The organism is uncultured Sphingosinicella sp. (genome assembly GCF_963974575.1).
Taxonomy (GTDB): Bacteria; Pseudomonadota; Alphaproteobacteria; order Sphingomonadales; family Sphingomonadaceae; genus Sphingosinicella.
Map to the genome: position 1 here is coordinate 306,286 of NZ_CAXBBQ010000001.1, position 25,050 is coordinate 331,335.

The 25,050-nt window shown below is 64.5% G+C and carries 30 protein-coding genes and 1 pseudogene; 13 read left to right on the plus strand and 18 right to left on the minus strand.

The features are described from left to right. Positions 1–11: 11 nt before the first annotated feature. Together AAC014_RS01600 and AAC014_RS01605 are read left to right on the plus strand one after the other, a co-directional pair. Positions 12–1,301, plus strand: coding sequence for an ActS/PrrB/RegB family redox-sensitive histidine kinase (locus AAC014_RS01600; RefSeq protein ID WP_339703360.1), 1,290 nt, complete (start codon positions 12–14; stop codon positions 1,299–1,301). Further along, positions 1,298–1,858, plus strand: coding sequence for an ActR/PrrA/RegA family redox response regulator transcription factor (locus tag AAC014_RS01605; RefSeq protein ID WP_339703362.1), 561 nt, complete (start codon positions 1,298–1,300; stop codon positions 1,856–1,858). Before AAC014_RS01600 ends, AAC014_RS01605 begins: the two co-directional genes overlap by 4 nt. Here the strand turns inward: AAC014_RS01605 and AAC014_RS01610 are convergent. The 11 genes and pseudogenes from AAC014_RS01610 to AAC014_RS01660 all read right to left on the minus strand — a co-directional run bounded on the left by AAC014_RS01610 (position 1,855) and on the right by AAC014_RS01660 (position 8,636). After that, a complete protein-coding gene (locus tag AAC014_RS01610) occupies positions 1,855–2,334 on the minus strand; it encodes an MmcB family DNA repair protein (RefSeq protein WP_339703365.1) in 480 nt (159 codons plus the stop codon). The genes AAC014_RS01605 and AAC014_RS01610 overlap by 4 nt on opposite strands. 40 nt (positions 2,335–2,374) lie before the next feature. Beyond that, a complete protein-coding gene (locus AAC014_RS01615; protein ID WP_339703368.1) occupies positions 2,375–3,049 on the minus strand; it encodes a cell wall hydrolase in 675 nt (224 codons plus the stop codon). A 163-nt stretch (positions 3,050–3,212) separates the two neighbouring features. Beyond that, on the minus strand, positions 3,213–3,536 hold the full coding sequence (locus AAC014_RS01620; protein ID WP_339703371.1) for a DUF1491 family protein: 324 nt from the start codon (positions 3,534–3,536) through the stop codon (positions 3,213–3,215). 9 nt (positions 3,537–3,545) lie between these two features. After that, positions 3,546–3,914: a PilZ domain-containing protein gene (locus AAC014_RS01625; protein ID WP_339703374.1), complete on the minus strand. Its 369-nt coding sequence runs from the start codon at positions 3,912–3,914 to the stop codon at positions 3,546–3,548. After that, a complete protein-coding gene (ptsN, locus tag AAC014_RS01630) occupies positions 3,911–4,369 on the minus strand; it encodes a PTS IIA-like nitrogen regulatory protein PtsN (protein WP_339703377.1) in 459 nt (152 codons plus the stop codon). Before ptsN ends, AAC014_RS01625 begins: the two co-directional genes overlap by 4 nt. Before the next feature lie 51 nt (positions 4,370–4,420). Beyond that, positions 4,421–5,005, minus strand: coding sequence for a ribosome-associated translation inhibitor RaiA (gene raiA / locus AAC014_RS01635; RefSeq protein ID WP_339703381.1), 585 nt, complete (start codon positions 5,003–5,005; stop codon positions 4,421–4,423). Between the two features lie 104 nt (positions 5,006–5,109). Next, positions 5,110–5,796, minus strand: a complete 687-nt coding sequence (gene dnaQ / locus AAC014_RS01640) for a DNA polymerase III subunit epsilon (RefSeq protein ID WP_339703384.1) — start codon at positions 5,794–5,796, stop codon at positions 5,110–5,112. Positions 5,797–5,825: 29 nt separating this feature from the next. Next, positions 5,826–6,404 (minus strand): annotated as a pseudogene (gene coaE / locus AAC014_RS01645) (dephospho-CoA kinase); the annotation flags it as partial. Then, positions 6,401–7,213 carry a shikimate dehydrogenase gene (locus tag AAC014_RS01650; protein ID WP_339703387.1) on the minus strand — a complete coding sequence of 271 codons (813 nt, stop codon included), beginning with the start codon at positions 7,211–7,213 and terminating at the stop codon, positions 6,401–6,403. The gene AAC014_RS01650 and the pseudogene coaE, both read right to left, overlap by 4 nt. Then, entirely contained in the window at positions 7,210–7,809 is a 600-nt protein-coding gene (locus AAC014_RS01655) for a Maf family protein (protein WP_339703390.1), read from the minus strand. The genes AAC014_RS01650 and AAC014_RS01655 overlap by 4 nt, the downstream gene beginning before the upstream one ends. Next, complete coding sequence (locus tag AAC014_RS01660) at positions 7,806–8,636, minus strand: pyruvate, water dikinase regulatory protein (protein WP_339703393.1); 831 nt, start codon at positions 8,634–8,636, stop codon at positions 7,806–7,808. Before AAC014_RS01660 ends, AAC014_RS01655 begins: the two co-directional genes overlap by 4 nt. 303 nt (positions 8,637–8,939) lie before the next feature. On the opposite strand from AAC014_RS01660, the gene hemE reads away from it, so the two are divergent. The 5 genes from hemE (at position 8,940) to rnk (ending at position 13,153) form a co-directional block, all read left to right on the plus strand. Next, on the plus strand, positions 8,940–9,962 hold the full coding sequence (hemE, locus tag AAC014_RS01665) for a uroporphyrinogen decarboxylase (protein WP_339703396.1): 1,023 nt from the start codon (positions 8,940–8,942) through the stop codon (positions 9,960–9,962). Then, positions 9,963–10,415 (plus strand): CopD family protein, encoded by a 453-nt coding sequence (locus AAC014_RS01670; protein ID WP_339703399.1) that lies wholly within the window; start codon positions 9,963–9,965, stop codon positions 10,413–10,415. Positions 10,416–10,558: 143 nt separating this feature from the next. After that, positions 10,559–11,815 (plus strand): transcription termination factor Rho, encoded by a 1,257-nt coding sequence (gene rho / locus AAC014_RS01675; RefSeq protein ID WP_339703961.1) that lies wholly within the window; start codon positions 10,559–10,561, stop codon positions 11,813–11,815. Positions 11,816–11,837: 22 nt separating this feature from the next. Continuing rightward, positions 11,838–12,584 (plus strand): YjbE family putative metal transport protein, encoded by a 747-nt coding sequence (locus tag AAC014_RS01680; RefSeq protein ID WP_293779636.1) that lies wholly within the window; start codon positions 11,838–11,840, stop codon positions 12,582–12,584. Positions 12,585–12,757: 173 nt separating this feature from the next. Then, positions 12,758–13,153 carry a nucleoside diphosphate kinase regulator gene (rnk, locus tag AAC014_RS01685; RefSeq protein WP_339703406.1) on the plus strand — a complete coding sequence of 132 codons (396 nt, stop codon included), beginning with the start codon at positions 12,758–12,760 and terminating at the stop codon, positions 13,151–13,153. On the opposite strand, the gene AAC014_RS01690 is transcribed toward rnk, so the two are convergent. Further along, positions 13,137–14,108, minus strand: a complete 972-nt coding sequence (locus AAC014_RS01690) for a quinone oxidoreductase (protein WP_339703409.1) — start codon at positions 14,106–14,108, stop codon at positions 13,137–13,139. The genes rnk and AAC014_RS01690 overlap by 17 nt on opposite strands. Before the next feature lie 11 nt (positions 14,109–14,119). Further along, entirely contained in the window at positions 14,120–14,620 is a 501-nt protein-coding gene (locus AAC014_RS01695) for an N-acetyltransferase family protein (RefSeq protein ID WP_339703413.1), read from the minus strand. A 158-nt stretch (positions 14,621–14,778) separates the two neighbouring features. On the opposite strand from AAC014_RS01695, the gene AAC014_RS01700 reads away from it, so the two are divergent. The 6 genes from AAC014_RS01700 to AAC014_RS01725 all read left to right on the plus strand — a co-directional run bounded on the left by AAC014_RS01700 (position 14,779) and on the right by AAC014_RS01725 (position 20,658). Next, positions 14,779–15,030, plus strand: a complete 252-nt coding sequence (locus AAC014_RS01700; protein ID WP_339703415.1) for a DUF6489 family protein — start codon at positions 14,779–14,781, stop codon at positions 15,028–15,030. Positions 15,031–15,057: 27 nt separating this feature from the next. Continuing rightward, on the plus strand, positions 15,058–16,353 hold the full coding sequence (gene mnmE / locus AAC014_RS01705) for a tRNA uridine-5-carboxymethylaminomethyl(34) synthesis GTPase MnmE (protein WP_339703418.1): 1,296 nt from the start codon (positions 15,058–15,060) through the stop codon (positions 16,351–16,353). Between the two features lie 97 nt (positions 16,354–16,450). Further along, positions 16,451–18,301: a tRNA uridine-5-carboxymethylaminomethyl(34) synthesis enzyme MnmG gene (mnmG, locus tag AAC014_RS01710; RefSeq protein WP_339703963.1), complete on the plus strand. Its 1,851-nt coding sequence runs from the start codon at positions 16,451–16,453 to the stop codon at positions 18,299–18,301. After that, positions 18,282–18,938, plus strand: a complete 657-nt coding sequence (gene rsmG / locus AAC014_RS01715) for a 16S rRNA (guanine(527)-N(7))-methyltransferase RsmG (RefSeq protein WP_339703421.1) — start codon at positions 18,282–18,284, stop codon at positions 18,936–18,938. Before mnmG ends, rsmG begins: the two co-directional genes overlap by 20 nt. Beyond that, on the plus strand, positions 18,935–19,717 hold the full coding sequence (locus AAC014_RS01720) for an AAA family ATPase (RefSeq protein WP_339703424.1): 783 nt from the start codon (positions 18,935–18,937) through the stop codon (positions 19,715–19,717). The genes rsmG and AAC014_RS01720 overlap by 4 nt, the downstream gene beginning before the upstream one ends. Positions 19,718–19,737: 20 nt before the next feature. Then, positions 19,738–20,658: a ParB/RepB/Spo0J family partition protein gene (locus AAC014_RS01725; protein ID WP_339703427.1), complete on the plus strand. Its 921-nt coding sequence runs from the start codon at positions 19,738–19,740 to the stop codon at positions 20,656–20,658. Between the two features lie 67 nt (positions 20,659–20,725). Here AAC014_RS01725 and mscL read toward each other — a convergent pair whose 3' ends face one another. From mscL to AAC014_RS01750, 5 genes are all read right to left on the minus strand, one after another. Continuing rightward, positions 20,726–21,151, minus strand: coding sequence for a large conductance mechanosensitive channel protein MscL (gene mscL, locus AAC014_RS01730; protein ID WP_339703430.1), 426 nt, complete (start codon positions 21,149–21,151; stop codon positions 20,726–20,728). Positions 21,152–21,228: 77 nt separating this feature from the next. Further along, positions 21,229–21,900 carry a hypothetical protein gene (locus AAC014_RS01735; protein ID WP_339703433.1) on the minus strand — a complete coding sequence of 224 codons (672 nt, stop codon included), beginning with the start codon at positions 21,898–21,900 and terminating at the stop codon, positions 21,229–21,231. Continuing rightward, positions 21,900–22,655, minus strand: a complete 756-nt coding sequence (locus tag AAC014_RS01740) for a TPM domain-containing protein (RefSeq protein ID WP_339703436.1) — start codon at positions 22,653–22,655, stop codon at positions 21,900–21,902. Before AAC014_RS01740 ends, AAC014_RS01735 begins: the two co-directional genes overlap by 1 nt. A 2-nt stretch (positions 22,656–22,657) precedes the next feature. Next, on the minus strand, positions 22,658–23,239 hold the full coding sequence (locus AAC014_RS01745) for a LemA family protein (protein WP_339703439.1): 582 nt from the start codon (positions 23,237–23,239) through the stop codon (positions 22,658–22,660). A gap of 48 nt (positions 23,240–23,287) precedes the next feature. After that, a complete protein-coding gene (locus tag AAC014_RS01750; protein WP_339703442.1) occupies positions 23,288–25,030 on the minus strand; it encodes an amidohydrolase family protein in 1,743 nt (580 codons plus the stop codon). Positions 25,031–25,050 lie beyond the last annotated feature (20 nt).

The window sequence follows — 25,050 nt, forward strand, 5'->3', positions numbered from 1 at the left end:
CGGGCCGCGGCGTGCCGCAGCCCCAATCTCTCCAGCAGACGCCGCTGCCGACGGCGCTCGGCACCGCTGGCGTCCGCGTGCGCACGCTCGTCACCATCCGCTGGATGGCGATCGCCGGGCAATCGATCGCCTTCCTTGTCGTGCACCTGCTGCTCGGCTTTCAGGTGCCACTCGCGGCGGCGGGCGCCGCCATCCTCGCATCCGCGCTGCTCAACATCGGGCTTTCGACGCTCTACGCGCCGACCGCGCGTCTTGTCGGCGTCGAAGCGCTGCTGCATCTCGCATTTGACCTGCTGCAGCTCGGCGTGCTGCTTTACCTGACGGGGGGCCTCGCCAATCCTTTCAGCGTGCTGCTCGTCGCGCCGGTCACGATTTCCGCGACGCTGCTGAGCGCGCGCGCCACGGTGGCGCTCATACTCATCGCGATGGCGACCCTCGGCGTGCTCTGGCAGTGGTCGCTGCCGCTGCCCTGGGCCGGGCCGCCGCCGGTGCTGCCGCCGATCTATGTGCTCGCGAGCCTCGTCGCGCTCGGCTTCACCGTTGTGTTCCTGGCCATCTATATACTCCGCGTCTCGCTCGACGCGCGGCGCTGGCAACAGGCGCTGGTCATCACGCAGGCGGTGCTGGAGCGCGAGACGAAGATGTCGGCGCTCGGCGCGCTCGCCGCGGCGTCCGCGCACGAACTCGGCGGCCCACTCGGCACGATCAGCCTCGTCGCGCGCGACCTTGCCGAAACGCTTGGGGGTGATCCTGATTTCGGCGAGGACGTCGCGCTGCTCGATCGTGAAGCCAGGCGCTGCCGCGAGATCATGACCGATCTTGCCCACCGCGCCGAAGTGGATGCGCCCTTCCCGCACGTGCCGCTGCGCGTGCTGCTGCACGAGGTGGCGCAACCCTTTGAGGCGAGCGGCAAGTCCGTGATCGTCGAGGCGCCCGCCACTGTGGTGGCGCGCACGCCCGAACTGCTGCACGGACTCGTCAACCTCGTCGACAACGCCGTTCGCCATGCGGAGCGCGCTGTTCGGATCGCGGCAGTGGCGGACGCTGAAGCCGTGACGCTGCAGATCACCGACGACGGCGCAGGCTTTCCGCCCGAACTGCTCCCGCATCTCGGCGAGCCCTATCTCGGCCCGTCGCGCTCGGCGCGCGGCGGCACGGGGCTCGGCATCTTCATCGCCACGACGCTGATCGAACGCACCGGCGGCGCACTCACGTTCCGAAATGCCGCAGGGGGCGGAGCGGTAGTCGAAATCACCTGGCCGATCGCCTATATCGCGGCAGGAACGGAAGGACTGGCATGACCACCGAAACCGAAACCGGCGCTCCGCCGGCTGCTGATCGCACGCTGCTGCTCGTCGACGACGACAACGCCTTTCGCCAGCGGCTGGGCCTGACGCTCGAGCGCCGCGGCTACACGGTCGCGGCCGCCGCGAGCGTTGCAGAGGCGCGCGGCATCGCGGCTGAACTGAAACCGGCATACGCCGTGCTCGACATGCGGCTTGGCGATGGCAACGGGCTCGACCTCGTCGCGGAGCTGCGCGCGCTCAGGCCCGGCATCCGCATCGTGATGCTGACCGGCTACGGAAACCTCGCCACCGCCGTTGCCGCCGTGAAGGCGGGCGCGGTCGATTATTTGCCCAAGCCCGCCGACCCGGACGCGATATTGAACGCGCTGCTCGCGCCCGGCGAAGCGAAGCCCGCCCCACCCGAGGAGCCGATGTCGGCCGACCGCGTGAAGTGGGAGCATATCCAGCGCGTCTACGAGCTGTGCGACCGCAACGTTTCGGAAACCGCGCGTAGGCTGAAGATGCACCGGCGCACGCTGCAGCGCATCCTGTCGAAACGCTCGCCGCGTTAGGATAATTCCCCGAAAAACGGGTCTTCGGAGCGTTGGAAGCGGCTTGCCGCGAGCCGGCCGAAGCGCAGGATTTCCGTGCGGCGACGCGCAGCGGAAAGCGGGTTTGTGGGTGCGTTGCGCAGAATCGCCGCATCGAAGCGGTCTGCGACGATCACGCCGCTGATTTCCGGCCGGAACGCAGGCTCATCGAGAATCGCCGCCGGAATGTGCGGCGGCACCGCCCAGAAGAAGCGATCGCAGAAATCAAGATAATCGGGCCACTTCATGTCGCCGCGCAGATCGGCGAGCGACACCTTCACCTCGCAGATCACGATCTCGCCCTTCGCATCGATCGCATACACGTCCGCGCGGCGACCGTTGCGCAGCGGCACCTCGGCAAGCGCGGCAAGGCCGAGATGATGGAACATGCGCGTGACCCCGCGCACGACGTCACACGCGACCATCGGCGATTGGGCAGGAAGGGCAGCAGGGCTCATCCGCCGCACTCTAGCAGAACAGGACGGGAACGAAAGTGGTCTAGCGGTAGAAGATGTGGCCGCCGATACGCCGCGTCTGTTCCTTCACGCGGCGCCAACCTGGCTTCACGTAGGTCGCATGGAAGAACGTCGCTTTGTCGGTGACGTCCTGCCAGCCCTGGCCGACGGCGATGATCGCGATGGCTTCGGCGCGCTTCCACGCCGGGCCCTTCACGGCCGGAATGTCGGGCTTGCCGTCGAACGTGAAGGAGAATTGTCCGCTCTGATAGACGACGGCACAGATATCATTGGGCCACCGATCGTTTTCCGCGCGGTTCAGGATAACCTGCGCCACCGCGAGCTGACCTTCGAGCGATTCGCCGCGCGCTTCGTAGTAGATCGCGCTCGCGAGGCAGCGCATGTCGTCTTCAAGATCACTACGATGCATATCGGCGACGTCGCCGACAAGCATGGCGAGATCGAGCGTCGGGCCGGTTTCCTCGGAGATGCTGAGGCCGACACGCGGCGTCTGGTCAACATCGAGCTCGTTCTCAAGGCGGACCGGCGAGAACGGCAGGCCCTGCTGGTCCGCCATCGGCACGTCGAGCGCGATCGCGGCAGGTTCAAGGTTGCTGACGATGTGATCGCCCGCCACCGGGGCGGCGCTAGGCCACACCATCGCGATCATCGCCGCGCAGAACGCGACGAGGCCGATGCCCCGTATGGATTTAGACATGGAAGGGTCCGCTCGTTGTCCGGGGCCGTCCAAGGGGACGAGCGGGGCCGAAAATCAGGCCGCCAGCGCCGGGAGTTCAACATCAGCACCAGCCCAGAAGGCTCGGCGCATAATCATTTCGCGGTGCGGATTGCCTTCCGGACAGTCGAAAGTCAAGAAGTTGTTAATCTTTGTCGACAAAGCGCCCTGGATTCTCGATATCCAGTTCGACGATCCACAGATCGGGATCGAATTTCCTGCGCTTTTCCAGCGCTTCTTGTGCAGCGGGATCGCGCTCTTCGCGGTTTTCAAAGATCGGCTGCCACGAGACCTTGCCGTCTCCCATATTCACGCGGGAAAGCGCCGTTATCGTACCGGAAGACTCGCGCAGCAGAAGCAGAACGGCACCCGAATCAGGCTCGCCCTTGGCAATGACGGTCGCGAATCCGCCCGCAGCCTCGACGCGTCGGCGAAGCGCGCCGACCCATATGTCCGTTTTGATTCGCATCCGCGCCGATCAGGCGCTTGCGGCCGCGGCGTGTCTAGGCTGATCCGGCTTGGCATCGAGCAGGCCCAACATGCGCGCCTTGTCACCCAGCCGCTGCAGCCCGCCCGAATCGCCATCGACGAAGACAAGGCCCATCAGCCCCTGGTCCGCCCATGCGACAAGGCACGGAAACGTGCCGTATTTGGGGAGGAACAGGTGAAGCGCGGTGCCCTTCGCCAGCATCTGCTTGCAGGCGATGCGCGCACCGCTTGTCGATATGTCACGCACAATGCACCCGAACTGCCGGTCGATCAGGCGAACCTCGCCCTTGAACACGACCTGACGGCGGCCCGCGAGGCGCGCCGCTTTGCCTTCAGCCGGGGTGACTTCGATGCTCATGCCGCTTCGCTATGCCCGACTCCGCTTAAAAGCGCGTAAAGAGCATCACTATTGTTGGTGCCGCGCAGTTTATCGACGAGGCGACGGTCGCGGAACATGCGACTGATCTGCGCCAGCGCCTTCAAATGATCTGCGCCGGCATCCTCGGGCGCGAGCAACATGAACACGAGATCGACGGGCTGACGGTCGATCGCTTCGAACTCGATCGGCGGATCGAGTTTCGCGAACAGGCCCTGCACGCTCTTGAGTTCAGGAAGTCGTGCATGTGGCACGGCAATACCGCCGCCGAGCCCTGTGGAGCCCAGGCGCTCGCGCTCCAGCAGGACCTCCATGAGTCGCGCTTCGGGCACACCAACAACCGGCGCGGCAAGCGTGGCAAGCTGCTGAAGCAGTGCCTTCTTGTTGCCGGCGCGGAGTCCTGTGTGGACTGTTCGCGGTGTGACGAGATCGAACATGGCTGAGCTTATACCCCAAACCGTCTGGAAGGGCCGTTAACGCGCCGCCGCTCAGGCGGCGGGCGGTTCGACCCAGCCGATGTGCCCGTCTTCGCGGCGGTACACCATGTTGTAGGCGCCCGTGCGGCTGTTGCGGAACATCAGCGCGCCGGTGTGCCGCAGATCGAGCATCATCACCGCATCGGAGACGCTGGCGTCGGGAATGTCGACGCGGGTTTCGGCCACGATGAGAGGGTTGTCGGCGCTCTCGCCGGTGTCTTCCACCTCTTCATCGGCAGCGCGCAGCACGCGGTATTCGGCATCGAAGGCGATATCCTTCACGCCGTTCAGCCGGTGGTGATCCTCAAGCCTGCGCTTGTAGCGGCGCATCTGCTTGTCAATCTTTTCGGCTGCGCCGTCGAAGCCGAGCTGCGCGGTGTGCATCGCGCGGTCCGACGCTTTCAACACGAGGCCCTGCGTCAGTTGCATCAGGATATCGCAGACGAATCCGGCATCGTGCGGACCCGGCTTCAGCGTGACGTTCGCGCCGGTGGCGCGCACCCCATACTTCTGCACCATCGCGCCGAGCGTGGTTTCGATATGCGTTGTCAGCGAAGCGCCGACATCGATCTGCTGACCGGAAACGCGGATATCCATTTCGGTCCATCCTTTCTTTTTGGCCTCGCCCGCCGGTTTGCCGGGCGATGGCAGTAAACGCTTACAGGATACGCCCTTCGGCGCATCCCACCCCAACACAAAACTCAACCCGTGCCCGTCTGCTCCCACAGCGGATTTTTCAGCAGCTTCAGGAAGGCAGCGTGCCGCGCCAGCTCTTCAGGCGTCGCGGCGTGCGGGCGGGGCGCCACGTAGCTGCGTTCGACGCGAACCGCAACCGTTTCCTCATGCGTGGCCGCCTGGCCGAGCGACATGCCGATCTGCCGGCCGCCCATGAGCTCTACATAGACACGCGAAAGCAGCTGGGCATCGAGCAGCGCGCCGTGCTTGTCGCGCGCGGTCAGATCGATACTGAAACGCGTGCAGAGCGCATCGAGCGAATGCTTCGCGCCGGGAAACTTCTTGCGCGCCATCGTCAGCGTGTCATCGACCCGCTCGATCGGGATCTGATCGTGGCCGCAGTTGCGCAGTTCCCAGTTGATGAAACGCCGATCGAACTCGGCATTGTGCGCGATGAGCCGTGCATCGCCGATAAAGGCCATGAATTCAGCGGCAATCGTTGCAAACGTCGGCTTGTCGGCGAGGAACTTGTCGGAAAGCCCGTGCACGGCCTCTGCCTCGGCGGGCATCGGGCGGCACGGATTTATGTACGCGTGGAACGAGCGCCCCGTTTCGATGCGGCCGACGAGTTCGACGCAGCCGATCTCGCAGATGCGATGCCCGTCCGACGGGTCGAGACCCGTCGTCTCGGTGTCGAAGATGACCTCACGCATGACTTGCAATATCGGACTCCATGACGCCTGAGACAAGAGACGAGATGATAGATTTCGGCCCGCGTTTCGCGCAGGCTCTGCCCTGTATCGATCACGAAATCCGCACGGCGGCGCTTTTCACGATCGCGCATCTGCGTGGCAAGGATCGCGGCGAACTTTTCGCGGCTCATTCCCGGCCGCGCCAGCACGCGCCGCCGCTGCACATGCGCAGGCGCGGACACGACAACGGTGGCGTCGACATGCGCGTGGCCGCCGCCTTCGAAGAGGAGGGGAATATCGAGCGCGACGATCGCCGCGCGGTTTTGCCGCGCCTCGGCCAGAAACGCCTGCTGCGCCTCCCGCACCAGCGGATGCACGATTTTTTCCAGGCGGCGGCGGGCTTCAGTGTTGCCGAACACGGCTGCGCCGAGTTTCGGGCGGTCGACACCCTGGGGGCCGGTCGTACCTGGGAACGCTGCCTCGATCGCTTCGATCGCCGCGCCACCGGGGCCCTGCAGCCGGTGCACCTCGGCATCGGCATCGAACACGGGTACGCCCGCGCGCCGCAACATTGCTGCGACGGTCGACTTTCCCATGCCGATTGAGCCGGTGAGACCCAGAACGATCATTGTGTGAGCAGCGCCTTCAACGCGTCCTCGCAGCCTTCGGGCGGAGGCGCGCCGAAAAACAGCGAAAAGGCGATGGCGGCCTGACCGATCAGCATTTCGAGGCCGTCCACGGTTTCAAGGCCGCGCGCCTCCGCAGCCTTGAGAAGCCCGGTTTCAAGCGGGCTGTAGACGATGTCGTAGACGACGGCATCGTCAGCAAGCGGTGAGAGATCAAGATCGAGCGGCGGTTGCCCGGTCATGCCGAGCGCGCTTGCGTTCACCAGCAGCGCGGCTTCGGGAAGTGAGGCGTCGAGCGGCTTCGCCGACCCCTTGAGGCCGAACGCGGCCAGCAGCCCCATCGCCTTCAGCGGGCTGCGGTTCAGCACCGTAACAGGCCCGACCTTCGCCTTGGACAAGGCAAAGAGGACCGCGCGCGCCGCGCCGCCCGCGCCGACGACCGCAACCGGCCGGCCTTCGAGATCGAGGTCCGCGATCGGCGCGAAGAAACCGCCGGCGTCCGTGTTCGTGCCGAACAGCGTGCAGTCTTCGGCGCGTGCGATCGTGTTCATCGCGCCGATGCTCGCGCGGACGCCGCCGGGGTCAGCGACATGATCCATCACCGAGATCTTGTGCGGAATCGTGACGTTGCACCCGCGCCAGTGCGGGTCGCCCCGGCGGGCTTCGATGTAGGCAGCGAGCTCTTCGGGCTTCACGTGCGCGCGGCGGTAGTCGGCGACGATCCCGAGCCGATCTAGCCAGAATTTGTGGATGAGCGGCGATTTTGAGTGGCTGATCGGATCGCCGATCACCTCGGCATAGGGCACGGTCATATCGGCATCACGCTGCGGGTTCTGAGATAATCGAGCACGGCGAGGAGAGGCAGGCCGCGGATCGTGAACTGGTCGCCGTCGACACGCGCGAAAAGCTGCGCACCCTGTCCCTCTATATGATAGCCGCCCACCGACCCCAGCAGGACGTCTCCGCAGGTATCGAGATAGGCATCGAGGAACGCGTTCGAAAAGTCCCGCATCGTGAGTTTCGCCACGCCGACGAACCGCCACACGGCGATGCCGTTCTCCGCCACGACGGCTGCGGACACCAGCCGGTGCGTGCGGCCGCGCAAGCTGCGGAGCTGCGCGGCAAGCGTTTCGCGGTCGGGTGCCTTGTCGATCATCGTACCGTCGTCGAGCGCGACGACCGAGTCGCTGCCGAGCACCAGCGCAGAAGGGATCTTGCGCGAGATCTTCACGGCCTTGGCTTCGGCAAGCGCATCCGCCACCCGGCGTGCGTCCGCGCCTTCGGACAGAAGCGCACGCTTCAGTTCAGCCTCGTCGACCATCGGCGCCAGCGCTTCGAACGGCACACCCGCCGCCGTCAGCATCGCCTGCCGTGACGCGCTCGTCGACGCGAGAACGAGTGACGTCATGCCGCCGAACCGTTGGCACGCGCCTCGGCGCGCTCGTTGTAAAGATTGATGATTGCCGCCGCCGACTCCTCGATCGAACGGCGCGATACGTCGATCACCGGCCAGCTGTTGTCGGCGCAAAGCCGCCGCGCCGCGGCGACCTCCTTGGTCACCTCATCCATGTCGACATAGGCGGTCTCGGGCGCCTGCGCGAGGCTGAGCAGCCGGTTGCGGCGCACCTGCACCAGACGGTCGGGGTTGGTGGTGAGGCCGACGACCATCGGCTTCGACAAACGGAAAAGCTGCTCAGGCGGGCGGCTCGTGGGCACCAGCGGCAGGTTCGCGGTCTTGTATCCGCGGTTCGCAAGATAGATCGAGGTCGGCGTCTTCGATGTGCGTGAGACGCCGATCAGCAGAATATCGGCCTCTTCCCAATTGTCGGCGCCCTGCCCGTCGTCGTGGTTCATCGTGTAGTCGATGGCCGCGACGCGGCGGAAATACGCCTCGTCCATCTGGTGCTGGCGGCCGGGCCGCGCGGCGGCGCGCTGGCCCAGAACCGCCTGTAGACCTTCGATCACCGGATCAAGCACGCCGACCGCAGGCAGCCCCATCGCCCGGCACCGCGCCTCGAGGTGGGTGCGCATATCGGCGTTGACGAGCGTGAACAGCACGAGACCGGGGCGGCTCGCAATATCCATCAGCACGCGATCGAGGTGGCCCCTGGAACGGACGAGCGGCCAGAAATGCTTGATCGTCTCGACGTCCTCGAACTGCGCGAGGCCGGCTTTCGCAACCGATTCAAGGGTTTCGCCGGTCGAATCGGAAACGAGATGCAAGTGCAGCCGCATGTGTCGCCTCCTGCCGCGCGGTTGTGGATAAGCCCCCGGACGACTCGATTAAGGACTCACGGGATAACCGGCAAGCGGGTGGTCGTTCATCCTCCCGCCGGGCGGCAACGGCAAATCATCCCCAGGTGGATACTCCAAAACACTTCCTGTGAATCCGGTGGATAAGTTGGGCTGCGCGATGCAAACCCGCGCGATGCTTCGACGGCCTGCGTCATGCTTGCCTGTGGACTTCACAGGAAACCCCGTTATCCCCAGCCCAACAATCAACCAAAACCATTTCTATATATTTATAAGAGAAGAGATATGGGGTTCCGGTCCTTGCTCGCAGTGCTGAACGGTGAACGGCAGGCTGTGCCGCCGGTGTGGTTCATGCGTCAGGCGGGGCGCTATCTGCCGGAGTATCGCGCGCTTCGGGCCGATAAGGGCGGTTTCCTCGCGCTCGTGTACGACAGCGAGGCTGCGGCGGAGATCACCCTGCAGCCGATCCGGCGCTTCGGATTCGACGGCGCAATCCTGTTTTCGGACATTTTGATCGTACCCCACGCGATGGGCCAGGCGCTGACGTTCACGGCAGGCGAAGGACCTCAGCTTGCGCCGCCGCTCGCGAATGCACGCCTGGAGGATTTAAGCGGAGCGCCGCATCACCTCGATGCGATTTACGAAACGGTTCGGAAGGTTGCCGCCGCGCTTCCTGATGAAACGACCTTCCTTGGCTTCGCTGGGGCCCCGTGGACGGTCGCGACCTACATGGTGGCGGGCGAGGGTAGCCGGGACCAGGCGGCGGCCCGCCTGATGGCCTACAGGGAGCCGGAACGCTTTTCGGCGCTGATCGACGCGATCGTGGATGTCACCGTGGAGTATCTCGCGGGTCAAATTGCTGCTGGCGTCCATGCCGTGCAGATCTTCGACAGCTGGTCTGGCAGTCTTGCGCCCGATGAATTCGATCGCTGGGTGATCGCGCCGACACGCGCGATCGTGGAGCGGCTGAAGGCGCGCGCTTCCGTGCCGGTTATCGGTTTCCCGAAGGGCGCGGGTGGCAATCTGCCGCGCTATGCGCGCGAAACCGGCGTTGATGCTGTCGGGCTCGATGAAACCGTGGACCCCGCGTGGGCGGATGTGGTGCTGCCGAAGGGCCTGCCGGTGCAGGGCAATCTCGATCCCTTGCTGCTGCTCGCGGGCGGGGACGCGCTTCCCGGGGCCGTACGGCGCATTCGCGAAGCGCTTGGGCGCCGCCCGCATGTGTTCAACCTCGGCCACGGCATCGACAAGGAAACGCCGATCGCCCATGTCGAAGCCGCGCTCGCCGCGATCCGGAAGCCGCTCTGAATGGAAAGCTGGGTCGGCTGGCTCGGCGCTGCGCACCTCTGGGTGCGGGCCTTCCACATCATTTTCGTGATTTTCTGGATGGCGGGCATGTTCATGCTGCCGCGCTATCTCGTCTACCAGCACCCCACCCTGCCCGGTTCCCCCGAGGAGGCGCTGTGGACGACGCGCATCGCGCGGCTCCGCAAGATCATCGTCGGCCCGGCAATGGTGATCGTGTGGGCGCTGGGCCTCGCGCTCGCCTTCAATCTCGGCTTTGCGGGCAACGGCTGGCTTTGGGTGAAACTCGCGATCGTGTTCCTGTTTTCGGGATTCCATGGCTGGATCGTCGGTGTTTCGAAGACAATGGCGCGCGGCGAACGGCCGGTGAGCGAACGCGGGCTTCGGATGCTGAACGAACTTCCGAGCCTCGTCACGATCATTGTCGTGTTGCTTGCGGTGCTCCGACCCTTCTGATCGGCTTGACTTCTACGGGGTGCGTTCCTAAGTCGAAAACCAAGTCCTCGTCCTGAGGCGCCCGCGCGGGGCTTTGTTTCGATTTTCCTCGTATCTCCCCGGCGCCGAATACCACACGATTCACCGAAGGCCCCCCGATGGTCATGCACCTTAAAGACCTCAAGAAAAAAACCCCCGCCGACCTCGTTGCCATGGCCGAAGAGCTTGGCGTCGAGGGCGCGTCCACGATGCGCAAGCAGGATCTGCTGTTCTCGATCCTGAAAGCGCTTGCCGACAACGATGAGCAGATCATGGGCAGCGGCACCATCGAGGTGTTGCCCGATGGCTTCGGCTTCCTGCGCTCGCCCGAAGCGAACTATCTCGCCGGGCCGGACGACATCTACGTGTCGCCCAACCAGGTCCGGAAATTCGGCCTGCGCACCGGCGACACCGTCGACGGCGATATTCGCGGTCCCAAGGACGGCGAGCGTTATTTCGCCCTGACGAAGCTCTCGCTCATCAACTTCGACGATCCCGAGCAGGTCCGTCACCGCGTCAATTTCGATAACCTGACGCCGCTCTATCCCGATGAGAAGCTGACGCTCGACACGCTCGACCCGACGCTGAAAGACAAGTCGGCACGCGTCATCGATATCATCGCGCCGCAGGGCAAAGGCCAGCGCGCGCTGATCGTCGCGCCGCCGCGCACGGGTAAGACCGTCCTCCTGCAGAACATCGCCAAGGCGATCACCGACAACCACCCCGAGGTGTTCCTCATCGTGCTGCTGATCGACGAGCGGCCCGAGGAAGTGACCGACATGCAGCGCAGCGTGAAGGGTGAGGTTGTCTCCTCAACCTTCGACGAACCGGCCACGCGTCACGTTCAAGTCGCTGAAATGGTTATAGAAAAGGCAAAACGTCTCGTCGAGCACAAGAAGGATGTCGTCATCCTGCTCGATTCGATCACGCGCCTTGGCCGCGCTTACAACACCGTCGTGCCATCGTCGGGCAAGGTGCTGACAGGCGGTGTCGACGCGAACGCCCTGCAGCGCCCCAAGCGCTTCTTCGGTGCCGCGCGTAACATCGAGGAGGGCGGTTCGCTCTCCATCATTGCCACTGCGCTCATCGACACCGGCAGCCGCATGGACGAGGTGATCTTCGAAGAGTTCAAGGGCACGGGCAACTCCGAAATCGTGCTCGACCGCAAGGTTGCCGACAAGCGCATCTTCCCGGCGATCGACGTGGGCAAGTCCGGCACCCGCAAGGAAGAGCTCCTGGTCGAGAGGGACAAACTTTCGAAGATGTGGGTGCTGCGCCGTATCCTCATGCAGATGGGCACGATCGACGCCATGGAATTCCTGCTCGACAAGATGAAGGACTCCAAGACCAACGACGATTTCTTCGCGGCGATGAACCAGTAAGCCGAAGGAGCGTTTGGCCCCGATGGATATCAGCCTTCTTTTCTCTGCGGCCGCGGCCGCCGGTGCGAGCAGCCTCGGCGGTCCGGCGGACATCTGGGCGGCCATCGTCCACGACTTTTCCAATATCGGTTCTCCGACGGCGCTTGCTGCCTTCACGCAGGTCCTGCTGATCGACATTGTGCTCGCCGGTGACAACGCCATCGTCGTGGGCGCGCTCGCAGCCGGCCTGCCGCCCGATCAGCGCCGCAAGGTGATCGCAATCGGCGTGCTCGCCGCGCTGGTGCTGCGCATCGCGTTCGCGCTTGTCGTCACGCAGCTCATGCAGATCGTCGGGCTCATCCTGGCGGGCGGGCTGCTGCTGCTGTGGGTTTCGTGGAAGATGTATCGGGAGCTTCATCCGGCGGGCACCAGCCAGTCTCCGGGATCTCCCGAGATTGCGGGCGACGAGGATTCCGGTATCCGTCCGGCCAAGAGCTTCATCGCTGCGGCCTGGGCCGTTGCGCTCGCGGACGTCTCGATGAGCCTCGACAACGTGCTCGCAGTGGCGGGCGCAGCGCGCGACCACCCGGGCATCCTGATCGTCGGTCTCGTCCTCTCCGTGGCGCTGATGGGCATCGCCGCGAACATCATCGCCAAGTATATCGAGCGCTATCGCTGGATCGCCTACATCGGGCTTCTCGTGATCATCTATGTTGCGTTCAAGATGATCTACGAAGGCATCGTCGATCCCTCCGTTGGGGTGATGACGCTCAGCATGTTCGGCGGTTGACACCGGTCTGGGGTCGGGACAGCATCGGCATCATGGATATGCGTAGTCTTTCACGCAGCCTCTGCAGCGGAGGCCAGCTTCTGGCGGGCATCTAGCCCCGGACCCTGACGGCATGTCCGACGGGTTCGGGGCAGTTCAGCCATGTTCCCAACGCCGTCAGAAAGACCTGTTCCATGACCGACGCATCGCGTCCGCCGATTCACCTCATCGATACCGAAGCCGAAAGGCTTGGAGATCTCGCTCTCGCCGCGGAGGCGCGCCTTCCCGAGGTGGCGGCGCTTCTCTTGCGCGAAATTGAGCGCGCCGACGTGCACGGCGTTGAAAGCCTCCCGCGAGGGGTCGTGCGCATGGGTGCGCGCGTTGATTTCGTGGACGAGGGCAGCGGCGCCCGCCGTACGGTCGAACTCGTCTACCCGCCGGATGCGGATATGGTGGCCGGCAAGCTTTCGATCCTCTCGCACGTCGGCGCCGGTCTCATCGGGCTCGCCGAGGGCCAGACGATTCGCTGGCCAGATCGGAGCGGGGCGGAGCGCGTGCTCCGGATCGAGACGGTTACGCCGGCAGCATGATGGTCGCGCCCGTGGTCTTGCGCGCCTCGAGGTCGCGGTGGACCTGCGCGGCGTCGGTGAGCGCGCGGTGCTGGTGGATATCGGCTTTCAGCTTGCCGGTGGCCAGCATTTCCAAGAAACGGCCTGATCCGGCGCGGAAGTCCTCGGGCGTGGCGTAATAGTGCGCGACTGTTGGGCGCGTGACGAAGAGCGACCCTTTTGCGGCGAGAACGCCGAGGTCGACACCTGTTACCGGACCCGAGGCGTTGCCGAAGCTCACGAGGAGCCCGCGCGTGCGCAGCGCCGACAGCGATACGTCCCACGTCGCCTTGCCGACGCCGTCGAACACCGCGTCGACCCCGGTGCCGCCGGTCATCTCCCGCGCTGCGGTATCGGCATCGCCGTAATCGCAGACGACATCGGCGCCTGCCGATCGGGCGAGCGTCTGCTTGTCGGCGGAACCTGCCGTGGCGACGACGCGGACGCCGATTGCCTTCAGCCACTGGACGAGCAGCAGCCCGACACCGCCCGCCGCCGCGTGGACGAGCGCGGCGTCTCCGGCGTTCACGCGCGCGCAGCGCTCGACGAGATATTCGGTGGTTGCCGCCTTCAGCATCACGCCAGCGGCGTCCTCATCGGAAAGCGTATTCGGAAGCTTCAGCGCCTGCGCGGCCGGAATGTTGCGGTGAGTGGCGTAGGCGCCGGGCTTACCGGTGAAGTAGCCGATGCGGTCGCCGGGCGCGAAGCCGTTTACCCCCTCGCCGATCGCTTCGACCACGCCTGCGGCTTCGATGCCGGGCACAGCGGGGAGGCTGACCGGGTAGAGCCCGCTGCGGTGATAGGTATCGATGAAGTTGACCCCAATCGCCGTATGGCGCACCGCGAGTTCACCGGGGCCGGGCGGGCCGGGCGTGAAATCCTGCCGCGCGATCACCTCCGGCCCGCCGGTTTTCTGAAACGCCATTCGATACGCCATCGGACTTTCCTTCACAGCAGTTTCTGCATGAACACGAGGGTGAGCCAGCGATCGAACTTGCGCCCGACCTCACGCAGCCGCCCAGCTTCCTCGAAGCCGAGTGCGCGGTGAAAGGCAAGGCTTCCCGCGTTTAAGGAATCGACTCCGCCGACGAGCGTGTGGAGTCCGCGGGTGCGCGCGAGACCGATGAGTGCTTCAAGAAGCTGCCGTCCATACCCATGACCACGGGATGTGTTTGAAATATATACGGAATGTTCCGCCGTTCCAGCGTAAGCCTGCCTGGCGCGGAAGGGGCCGAACGTGCCGAAGCCGGCCACGCCGTTCGCGACGTCAGCAATGATGAGCGGCAATCCCGTCGCCAACTTTGCAGTGCGCCATTCTGCGACATGCTCTGTGGTCCACGGCGCGTGATCGTACCACGCCGTCGTGTTGAGGATCGCGTCGTTGACGATGGCAAGGATCCCCGCGTCATCGTCGGCTCGCGCATCCCGGATGATGGCCGGATCAGCCATGGCAACCCTTCAGTGTTTCGTTTCCGTCCCCGGCTATGCGCAGTTCTTTTTCCATTGCGTCGTTTTTACGCAAAACCGGTTCCCACTTTGGCACGCGATGCTTTAGCGTCGAGAAACCTACCCGCCACCGCGCGGCTTTCACAAGAGGAGGGGCGTCCATGAAGGTGAATATCGAGATCGACTGCTCCCCGGAAGAAGCACGCGCGTTCATGGGGCTTCCTGACGTCCGCCCGCTGCACGATCTCTACATCGAGCGCATGAAGGGCCTGATGAAGGACGGCATCACCGCAGGCGATGTCGAGCGGCTGATGTCCAACTGGATGCCGAGTGCGGCGAGCGGGATCGGCGAGGTGCAGAAGGCGATGTGGAACGCGATGACCGGAGGCGGCACGAGCGGCAAGAAGGGCTAATACCCGACGCCATGACGTCATTTCTAAATGATTGAAAAGAAAACGATATTCTCTCTGTCGTCAGGGCGTCCGCCTGCCGGTGTCGCGGTTGTTCGTGTGTCCGGCCCGGGGGCGGGCGCAGCGCTGCTGGCGCTCGGCGGGCGTATGCCGTCGCCGCGCCGTGCAACGCTTGTGCGTCTTCGGGACGCGCTGACAGCGATCGATGATGCGCTGGTCCTGTGGTTTCCTGCACCCGCGAGCTTCACGGGGGAAGACGTTGCCGAGCTTCACGTTACGGGTGGGCCGGCGGTCGTTGCAGCATTGCTGCGCGCCTTGGGAGAGATCGAGGGGTTGCGTCCCGCTGAGCCCGGCGAATTCACGCGACGGGCATTCGACAACGGCAAGCTCGATCTGACCGAAGCCGAGGGTCTTGCCGATCTCATTGATGCGGAGACCGAGACGCAGCGGCGTCAGGCCCTACGGCAGGCATCGGGAGGCCTGCGCGCGCGCGCTGAAAGCTGGCATGGGCGGCTGCTTTCGATCCTTGCTGAAACCGAAGCCGCGCTTGATTTTGGCGAGGACGAGGAGGACGTCAGCACGCGTCTCGTCGAGGGCGAGGGGCCGGAGATCATGGCGCTTGTGCAGGAGATTGAAGGTCATCTCGGAAACTACCAGTTTGCCGAACGCTTGCGGCGTGGACTCACGATCGTTCTGCTGGGCGCGCCGAATGCCGGAAAGTCGAGTTTGATCAATGCGCTCGCGCGGCGCGACGTTGCCATCGTCTCGCCGGAAGCCGGTACCACCCGCGACCTTATCGAGGTGCACCTCGATCTCGGCGGTGTTTCTGCGACGCTTGTCGATACGGCCGGCCTTCGTGATGCTGACGGCGCAATTGAAGTTGAAGGCGTCCGCCGTGCTCGTCAGCGCGCGGAAGAGGCGGACCTCGTGGTTTTTCTGCTAGGCCCTGATGATCGTGACGCGGCGATTCCAGCAGGTGCGATGGTGGTTGAATCGAAGGCGGATCTTCGCGCCGACCCTGTGGGTGAACGCCTGCGCGTATCAGCGACAACGGGAGAGGGGCTCGCGGCGCTTGAAGCGCTTCTCGTTGAACGGTCGGATGCGTTGGTGGGAGCGGGCCAGGATGCGCTGGTCACACACGCGCGTCAGCGCGATGCAATCGCTGAGTGTCGGGACGCGCTCATTGCTGCTTCTCACGAGCACGATGCTGTGCTTCGGGCCGAATCATTGCGGCTGGCGATGCGCGCCTTGGGTCGTCTGACGGGCCGCGTTGGCGTCGAGGACATACTGGATATTGTGTTTGGACGCTTCTGCATTGGCAAATGATGTTTCACGTGAAACATTTTGGAACGGTCTGAGCCAGCATTGTTTCACGTGAAACACGACGTCGACATGAAAGGCCGATTCGGCTAGTCCGTCTCCCATCATGGAACGATTCGACGTACTCGTCATCGGGGCCGGACATGCCGGTTGCGAGGCGGCGACTGCCGCCGCGCGGGCGGGAGCGCGTACGCTTTTGGTAACGCCGGGGCGCGATACCATCGGTGTGATGTCCTGCAATCCGGCTATCGGCGGCCTCGGCAAGGGCCACATCGTTCGCGAACTCGATGCGCTCGGCGGCGTTATGTCGGAAGCTGCCGACGCGGCGGCGATCCAATACCGGCTGCTCAATCGCCGCAAGGGGCCAGCGGTCCAGGGTCCTCGCGCACAGGCAGACCGGAAGCTCTATCGCCGCGCGATGCAGCGGGCGATCGACGCACAAACTGGCCTGCAAGTTCTGGAGGCGCGCGTCGACGATTTGCTCGTGGAGCCTGATGGCGTGTCGGGTGTCATTCTATCGGATGGCGCGACGATCGCCGCGCGCACCGTTGTTCTGACCACCGGAACCTTTCTCGGCGGCGTCATCCATGTCGGCGGTGACGTGCGCGAGGGCGGTCGGGTCGGGGAGGCGTCTTCAGTAAATCTTGCGCAGCGCCTTCGCGCGTTGGGCCTGCCCATGGCACGGCTCAAGACGGGAACGCCCGCGCGCCTCGATGGTCGGACCATCGATTGGACCCGTGTGGGTTGGCAGGACGGGGACGAGGCGCCATCGTTCTTCGCGTCTTCAACCCGCACCGCGGTGAACCCTCAGGTGAGCTGCGGAATCACACGCACCAATGTCGCCACCCACGACATCATCCGTGATAATATTCATGCGAGCGCAGTCTATAGTGGCCGTATCGAGGGGGCGGGACCGCGCTATTGCCCTTCGATCGAAGACAAGGTGATGCGCTTCGGAGACCGCGATGGGCACCAGGTTTTCCTGGAACCAGAAGGCCTCGACGATCCGCTCATCTATCCAAACGGGCTTTCCACGTCTCTTCCCGTTGACGTGCAGATCGCGTTTTTGCGCACGCTCATCGGACTGGAGCATGTCGAGATCGCGCGGCCCGGCTACGCGATCGAGTATGACTATATCGATCCGCGCGCGCTATCGCGGACGCTCGAACTCCGCGCGATCCCGCGGCTGTTCTTCGCAGGCCAAATCAACGGGACGACCGGTTACGAGGAGGCTGCGGGGCAGGGGCTTGTCGCAGGGCTGAATGCCGCGAAGTCAGCGTTGAGCCGGGAGCCGACGGCCTTTGATCGCGCTGAGTCCTATATCGGTGTCATGATCGACGATCTCGTGACGCAAGGCGTGAGCGAGCCCTACAGGATGTTCACGTCCCGCGCCGAGTATCGCCTGCACCTGCGAGCGGACAACGCCGATCAGCGATTATCAGAAAAGGCCATCGGGCTCGGCTTGCTCGGTGGTGATCGTGCGGATCGTTATCGTGAACGGGCAGAGGCGCTGGCGAGGGGGAAGGCGCTTCTCGAAACGGCCCAGGCGTCACCGGCGCACTTGCAGCGCGCCGGACTCACTGTGCGCCAGGACGGGGTGGCACGATCGGCGTTCGAATGGCTGCGCTTTCCCGACATTGCATGGAGCGACGCCATGGCGGTCTGGCCCGAACTCGCTGAGATTGCGGCGCCGCACGCCGAGCAACTCCACACCGACGCGCGCTACGCGGTCTATCTCGAACGGCAGTCAGGCGAGATCGAAGCCTTCCGTCGGGATGAGGCGCTGCGCCTGCCATACGAACTCGACTACTCAGCGATCGGCGGCTTGTCGAACGAGATGATTGACCGACTGAACCGTGCCCGACCCGACAGCCTTGGGGCGGCCGCGCGTGTCGCAGGCGTCACTCCCGCAGCCCTCACCGCGCTCCTCCGCCATGTCAAACGCGCCGCCTGAAAACCCCGATGAGCAGCGCGCGTGGTTCGCGGCGACCTTCAATGTTTCACGTGAAACATTGGAGAGGCTCGACACGTATGCCGCGCTGCTCACCGAGTGGCAGGCAAAGTTCAACCTCGTCGGCCCGGCCACGCTCCCGCACGTCTGGGTCCGTCATTTCGCCGATTCGGCACAGCTTCTCCGGCTCATCGAGCGCGAAGGCGCCGCACATCGCCCGACCTGGCTGGACATCGGAAGCGGGGCCGGCTTTGCCGGAATGGTTATCGCGCTGATGACGGGTGATTCGGTCACGCTTGTCGATTCGATTCGCAAAAAAACGGTCTTCCTTGAAACCGTACGCGATGCGCTGGGATTGGAGCGAAACGTCAAGGTGTTGAATCAGCGTGTGGAATCGCTCGGTTCCGTAAAGTTCGATTATATCACCGCACGTGCGTGTGCGCCGCTCGCGAAGCTGTTTGACTGGGGTGAACCCTATGCTGCAAAGTCCTGCGCGTGGCTGTTGCTGAAAGGCGCAGCGGTTGAGGACGAGCTTGCGGAAGCCAGGCACCGCTTCGTTTTCGAACATGAATTGATTCCCAGTCTTACCGATTCGCGGGGGCGGATCGTGCGGGCGCACAGTGTACGGAGGCGTCGGTGATCAGAATCGCGGTGGCTAATCAGAAGGGCGGTGTCGGCAAGACCACCACTGCTATCAACGTTGCGACAGCAATCGCCGCAACCGGGCGGCGCGTGCTGATCGTCGATCTCGACCCGCAGGGCAACAGCTCGACCGGCGTCGGTGTCGACCAGAATGCGCGCCACCGCACGAGCTATGATGTCCTGATCGGTGCTTGCAGCGCAGCGGACGCGGTCGTTCCCACCGCGATCCCGCGCCTGTCGCTGATCCCCTCGACGGTCGATCTGTCAGGCGCGGAGGTCGAACTCGTCGAGATGGAAAGCCGCATCCATCGCCTTGATAGCGCGCTGGGAGCGCCGGCGATGCAGGCCTACGACTACATCATCATCGATTGTCCGCCGTCGCTTGGCATCCTGACGATGAACGCGATGGTGGCTGCGCAGTCGCTTCTTGTGCCGCTGCAATGCGAATTCTTCGCGCTCGAAGGTCTCAGCCAGCTTCTGAACACGGTGGAACGCGTGCGCGCCGGCTACAATCAGCGCCTCAACATCATAGGCGTGGTGCTGACGATGTACGACAAGCGCAACCGCCTCTCCGAACAGGTTGCAGCGGACGTGCGCGCCGTGCTCGGCAAGATCGTGTTCGAGACGATCATTCCGCGGAACGTCCGTTTGTCGGAGGCGCCAAGCCACGGGCTTCCCGCACTCGTCTATGATCATCGCTGCGCGGGCTCGGAAGCCTATATTGACCTCTCCCGCGAGCTTCTGGGGCGGACCGAGCCGCATGCACGCGCCGCTTAATTCATTGAAAGCGTTTGACTATGTCTCAGCCTAAGCGTCCCACTGGGCTCGGCCGCGGCCTGTCAGCCCTGCTCGAGGAAATGGGGAGCGCTGCTGTGCCGCCGCGCAGCGAAGCCGGAGCAGCAACGCCTGCGGCCCCGGCGGCCGATGCGGGCAGCAGCATGGGCGCGCAGATGCTCCCCATGGCGATGATCTCGCCCAATCCGAAGCAGCCACGCCGCCGCTTCGACGAAACCGCGCAGGCCGAGCTGATTGCATCGGTAAAGCGGCAGGGCTTGCTCCAGCCGATCCTCGTACGGCCCGTCGATGGTGGCCGGTTCGAGATCGTGGCGGGCGAACGCCGCTGGCGTGCAGCGCAGGCCGCGCAGCTCCATGATGTGCCCGTGCTCGTTCGGCGCCTGACCGACGAAGAAGCGTTCGAGGTCGCACTCGTTGAAAATATTCAACGCCAGGATCTGAATGCGATCGAAGAGGCCGAAGGCTACAAGCGGCTCATCGAGGATTACGGGCATACGCAGGAAGACATCGCCCGCATCGTCGGCAAGTCGCGCAGCCACATCGCGAACCTCGTGCGCCTGCTCGACCTGCCGGATGATGTGCGCGACCTGCTGATCGACGGGCGGCTCACCATGGGCCATGCGCGCGCGCTGCTCACGGCGCCCGATCCATCGGCGCTGGCACGCGACGTCGTGCAGATGGGCCTGTCGGTGCGCGAGGTCGAGGCACGGGCCAAAAAACCGCGAGCAGCCCGCACCAAAGCTGCGCCGCGCGAAGCGGCACGCAGCGCTGATCTCGAATCGCTCGAAGGCCAGCTCACGGAGCAGCTCGGGCTGCGTGTGCGTCTCGAATTCGATGGGGAAGGCGGGAAGCTGATTTTGTTTTACAGCGACCTCGATCAGCTCGACATGCTTTGCCAGCGGCTTTCCGGCGAACGCTTCTAGAAGATACAAGAAAAAAGGGCCGCGTGACGAAGCAGCCGCGCGGCCCTTTTACTTTGAATGGCAAAGCCTATTTCTTCAGCGAATCCCGAATCTCGCGAAGGAGTAGAACCTCTTCGCTCGGGCCGGCCGCAGGTGCGTCTTCCTTTTTGGGGGCGAGGCGGTTCGCCATGCGCACGAGAAGAAAGATGATGAAGGCGAGGATCAGGAAGTTGATCGCGGCCGTGATGAAGGCGCCGTAACCCAGCATCGGCACGCCTGCTTCCTTGAGTGCGGCGTAGTCGGTCATGGATCCGGCATAGCCTTCGGGCACAGCGCCGAGCCGGATGAAGAGGCTGGAGAAATCGAGGCCGCCGAAGATCGCGCCGACCACCGGCATGATCACGTCCTGCGTCAGCGAGGTGACGATCGTACCGAACGCACCGCCGATGATGACGGCAACAGCGAGGTCGAGCACATTGCCCTTCGCAATGAACGCCTTGAATTCATTCAACATTTTCCAGTCCCCTTGTTTCAGCCCACTCCAGCCGCAACGCGTCTGCGTTTGAGCGGGCCACTTTTCCGCACCAGGCGCTAGATTTCAATCAGCTTATCGGGAAGTTCATTGGGGTTGCGGGCGCCGGGCGGGAAGTGCGCTGAAAGGACCGTCCCGGACATCGTGATCGCCTTGACGAAACCGTCCGCGATCCTGCCGCCTCGCACCTCGGCGAGCAGCGCGTCGAGCGCGTCGCCCCACACGTCGTGCTCAACCTTGTCGTAAATGCCTTCGTCGGCAACGATTTCCGCGACATGGTCGCCCAGTGACAGGAAGATGAGCACCCCGGTGCGATCTTCCGTGACGTGAATGCCATGCGAAAGAAAGCTTTCGACCGCCGCCCTGTGCACGGCGCTCCGCTTCAGGGAACGCGGGGTGAGCAGGTGCAGGACCGGCGGCAGGCGCGCGATGAGAAAGGCGACGACGAATAGAAGCGCCGAGAGCGAGGCATAGAGCGCGATGATGAGGCGCGGCGCCGGGTGGCCACCGTCGCTCCATCCTCCGCTCGTGAACCACAACGGATCGGGAACGCCGAACCACAAAAGGATCGGCGGCAGGACGATCGCGGCGAGTGCGGCCCAGGCGAACGGAACGGCGCGATAGTCGTCTGTGCGCTGCGTAACGACGCAGAAGATTTCGCCCGAGGTCGTCCGTTCCGCTGACGTAATGGCGTCACTAATGCGCGCGTGCTCTGCGTCTGTCAGCCGCATTACCAGCTCCCGCTCGCGCCGCCGCCGCCGAAGCTGCCGCCGCCGCCAGAAAATCCGCCGCCACCAAACCCCCCGGAGGAACCACCGCCCCAGCCGCCGCCGCTGCCCGGCCCCCAGATGATGATCGGGCCGCCGCGCCCGCGCCGCCGTTTACCGCCCAGCGCGCCCCGCAGCATCCAGAACACGAACCAGATGATAAGGATGGTGGGGATAAGTCCGAGACCGTGCCGGGTCTCCTCCTGATCGCGCTCTCGTGCGGCGATCAGGTTCGCGCGGGCCTCTTCGGGCGGCAGCGAAAGCTGCGCCACGATAGCGTCGGCGCCGGCAACGACGCCACCTTCCATGTCGCCCTCCCGAAAGCGGGGCACGATCTGACGGTTGATGATGACCGACGAGAGCGCGTCCGTCAGATAGCCTTCGAGACCATAGCCGACCTCGATGCGGACCTTGCGATCATTGGGGGCGACGATGAGCAACGCGCCGTTGTCTTCTTCCTTCTGGCCGATGCCCCATTCGCGGCCGAGACGGTAGCCGTAGTCCGCAATGTCGTAGCCCTGAAGATCGGGAACCGTGGCGACGACGAGCTGGCGTGTCGTCGTGTCCTCCAGCGTCTTCAGCTTTTCCGTTAGCGCGGCTTCAGTCTCTGGTGACAGAAGATCGGCGGCATCGACGACCCGGCCCGAAAGCTTCGGGAAGTCCTGCGCTGCTACTGGGAAAGCCAGCAGCAGTGCGGCGAGGCACGCCAGCCTGAACATCTTTATTCGAACGAGACGGTCGGCGCGGTTTCGGCTCCGGCGGTGGTGGCCTTGAACGGCGTGATCGGCTCGGCGCCGTAGATGAACTTCGCTGCGATCAGGCTCGGGAAGGTACGGATTTCCGTATTATAGGCCTGCACCGACTGGTTGTAATCGCGCCGCGCGACGGTGATGCGGTTTTCAGTGCCTTCAAGCTGCGACTGCAGCGCGAGGAAATTCTCGTTCGATTTCAGGTCCGGATAGCGCTCGACGGTGACGAGCAGGCGGGAGAGTGCGCCGGAAAGCTGGTCCTGCGCTGCCTGGAACCGTTCGACGGCGGCTGGGTCGGTGAGCTGGTCGGCGTTGATCGTCGTCTGCGTGGCGGAGGCGCGCGCCTGTGTGACGGCTTCCAGCACCTCGCGTTCCTGGGCGGCGAAGCCCTTCACCGTGGCGACAAGGTTCGGAATGAGATCCGCACGCCGCTGATACTGGCTTTCCACCTCGGCCCACGCCGCCTTCACGGCTTCCTCGCGCGTCGGCACGGTGTTGATACCGCACGCCGCGAGCGTCAGCGCGGCGAAAAGCGGGAGCAGGAACTTGCGCATCGGATGAAACCCTTCCGTATCAGTCAACTAATACAGGGCTCTTTTCGCTTATTCTGCAGCCATTAGCAACGGTTCCGCCTGCGGACCGCGCACGACCCGCCCGGGCCGCGCGATCTGTACGTCGCCGTTCCGGAAGGTTATGGCGCCCGACTTGATCGTGGCGGTGTAGCCGTCGGCCTTCTGCAGCAGGCGCTTGCCGCCCGCGGGAAGGTCGAACGCGAGCCAAGGCTTGCCGAGCTTCAGCCGATCGAGATCGATGACGTTGACGTCGGCGAGATAGCCGGGTGCGAGCAGGCCGCGATCGGCGAGGCCGTAAAGCAGCGCCGTATCCCGGCACTGGCGCTTGATCGCGAGCTCTAGCGGAATGCGGCCGCGCGTGCGGCCCGTCACCCAGTGCGTGAGGAGGAAGGTGGGGGAGGCCGCGTCGCAGATCGTGCCGCAGTGCGCGCCGCCGTCAGACAGCGAGATGACCGTGTCGTCGCGTTCGAGGAGGCCCTTCACGAAATCGAGGTTGCCGTCCACGTAGTTCAGGATCGGCAGATAGAGGAAGCCGGCGCCGTCATCCTCCATCATGACGTCATACGCGACCTCGGCGGGGCTTTTGCCGCTCGCCTTCGCCAGCGCGGCGAGGCTGCGGTCCGGCGCGGGCTCGTAATCCGGCTCCTCGCCGAGCGGGAACTGCATCGTCCAGCCCTGCGTCACCAGCATGAAGAGCGCGGCGGTATCCGGGTGCGGCGGCGGCAGATTCTCCTCGGCGAGCAGCTTCGCGCGGAACGCTGGATCGCGCAGCGTGGCGAGCTGTTCGGCCCAGGGCTTTCCGGCAATCGCCTGCCATGAAGGGCGCATCACGAACGGGTGCACGGTGCCGCGCCATGCCATCAGCACGCCGGTGCCGCGTAGGGAGATCTGCGCGCGGATGTTGGCGCCCTCGTCGTTCGCGGCTTTGGTCGCGGCCATCTGGTCGGTCCAGTGCATCGCCTTCAGCGGCGATTGCAGCATGGCGAAGGTCACCGGCATTGCGGTTTCCTTCGACAGGCGCGTCATCCAGTCGAACTCGTTCCATTCGGGCATCAGGTCGGATGCCATTTCAAAGACGCCGTGCCCGACGCGGCCCATGGCGCGGCCGATGCCGATCAGCTCTTCGGCGGTCGCGGTGGTGCCGGGCACCAGCACGCCGTCCACCGATTTGTGGATGACGGTGCGCGAGGTCGAGAAGCCGAGCGCGCCGGCACGAAGACCCTCCTCGACGATCTGCGACATCGACTCGATCTCGTCAGCGGTTGGCGCTTCGTTCGCGGCGCCGCGTTCGCCCATCACATAGGCGCGCACCGCGCCGTGCGGGACGTGGCAGGCGACGTCGATGGTGCGCGGCAAGGCTTCGAGCGCGCCGAGATACTCGGGGAAGCTCTCCCAGTTCCACGTCATGCCTTCGGCGAGGGCGGTGCCGGGAATGTCCTCCACGCCTTCCATCAGGCCGATCAGCCACTGGTGCCGATCGGGGCGTGCGGGCGCGAAGCCGACACCGCAATTGCCCATGATCACCGTGGTCACGCCGTGCCACGATGATGGGGCCATGACGTCATCCCACGTCGCCTGTCCGTCGTAGTGCGTATGGATATCAACGAAGCCGGGCGTCACGATCTGGCCCGCCGCGTCGATCTCCTCGCGGCCCGCCTCGTTCACGTTGCCGACTGCGCTGATGCGGCCATTGTCGATGGCGATGTCGCCGGTGAACGGCGCGCCGCCGGTGCCGTCGACGATGGTTCCGCCGCGGATCACGATGTCATGCATGTGCACCTCCCTCAAGGTTC